A 1,467-nucleotide genomic window follows, 5' to 3' on the forward strand; every position below is an offset into this window, starting at 1 on the left:
GAGATTAGCTGCAGTCTCGTGGGCTCGGAGATGGGTATAAGAGACAGTCCTCGTCTTCTGTTGAAGCAACTTCTTCAGCCACCGCTGAAGAGGCCACAATGCTATCAGGATTCGTTGCCGAAGCTTGATAAGTCTTTAGTTCTTCTTCATCAGCCCTATCCGTCTCAGTTTGATCGGAAGTCGTGACTGCTGAAGAATCCGTCTCAGGCTCCTCCCCAACTGTAACCTCATCTGCACTTACCATAGAGTTAGCCCCTAAAGCCAGCACAAGCGAGCAGCCAAATAAGAAATGCTTCCCTTTTTTGACCATACGCCAGTTGGTTTGTTTCGCACCTTTCCTATTAAAATACATAGTATCCTCCTAATTCTAATGATACAAGTCAAGTATACCATGAAATTAGACAAAATTACCGAATTTGACAAAGAAAATATATTTTTATAATTGCCAAGAAAATATTAGAGAAACTTACATCGGTTTTCCAATACTTTATCCAAGTAAAAAGGACTTGAACCAAATCCACCATTAAAAAAACCTTTAGTAACAATCGCTACTAAAGGCAGAAACAGGATTAATTCCATTTTATTTTGACGGCAATGTTCAGATCACGCGCTAGCTTGTTAATTTTTGTTCGGACGGCTTTCTTACTGAAATTCGTATAAAGCCAGATGCCTTCTGCAACACTTGTCGATTTCGGTCCCCCTTTGGGAGTCGGTTTACGACCGAGGATATGGGCAAAGGTCGGAGATTTATCAACAATAGACAGTCGTAATTGATCTCTGTAGTATTCGGCGGCCAATAACTCTTTCACGAAAGCAATCAATAATCCCCTGGCTGTTTTCGAGGCTAGCCTTTTTCCATCATACTCAAGCCCGTATTGCTCAGACGTCACCACTTCTTTATTTTCCACAACCGCAAACAAATCAATGGTCGCTATCTCATTTATAATCTCCAGAACAGCATCAAATAACTGATCGGATTTTGCTTTTTGCAACTTGTCAATATAGGAACGATTCCCGGCTGTTGCATTGGTGATCTCATAATCTGTTTTTTCATGAAACTCTTGAATCAAGCGCTTCTCCAGGTAATCCGTATCCGCCTTGGACATTTTTCCATCGACCCTGGTAAAAAACAAAACCGACTCCACCCAATCCATCTCGGACTTGAGAAAATGTTGCGATAAACGCAGTGCGATAGACTGCCCCGCCGCCTGACCAATGTAACGTTTCGTGCCACCCATCAAGACATAAACAGCTGGAAAACTAGCAAAATCCTTCTCCTTGAGAGAGGGCAAATCACTCCGACTCATAGAAACCAATATAGCCGGCTCGCGCTCAACATAATACTCATTTAAAATCAAAAGTTGAAAAATAATGGATGCTTAGTTTTGAAATACAACAATATAAAACCACTACGTATCTAGAAAGGACCTTGTCCATTCTCTATTCACAATGGATTTTAAGGTTTGG

2 protein-coding genes are annotated in these 1,467 nt (G+C 41.3%); both read right to left on the reverse strand.

Annotation, left to right across the window (positions count from 1 at the left end):
* Positions 1-4 precede the first annotated feature (4 nt).
* A complete protein-coding gene (locus tag HZY94_RS10515) occupies positions 5-352 on the reverse strand; it encodes a KxYKxGKxW signal peptide domain-containing protein (RefSeq protein ID WP_228064557.1) in 348 nt (115 codons plus the stop codon).
* 217 nt (positions 353-569) lie between these two features.
* Positions 570-1,307, reverse strand: coding sequence for a GIY-YIG nuclease family protein (locus HZY94_RS04930; RefSeq protein ID WP_228064558.1), 738 nt, complete (start codon positions 1,305-1,307; stop codon positions 570-572).
* Between the last annotated feature and the right edge of the window lie 160 nt (positions 1,308-1,467).

It is taken from the genome of Streptococcus danieliae (assembly GCF_013415245.1).
GTDB classification, from domain to species: domain Bacteria; phylum Bacillota; class Bacilli; order Lactobacillales; family Streptococcaceae; genus Streptococcus; species Streptococcus danieliae_A.

Coding starts and splice junctions, on each gene's coding strand:
- HZY94_RS10515 (WP_228064557.1), bottom strand. CDS start 352: ATGTATTTTAATAGGAAAGGTGCGAAACAAACCAACTGGCGTATGGTC.
- HZY94_RS04930 (WP_228064558.1), bottom strand. CDS start 1,307: ATGAGTCGGAGTGATTTGCCCTCTCTCAAGGAGAAGGATTTTGCTAGT.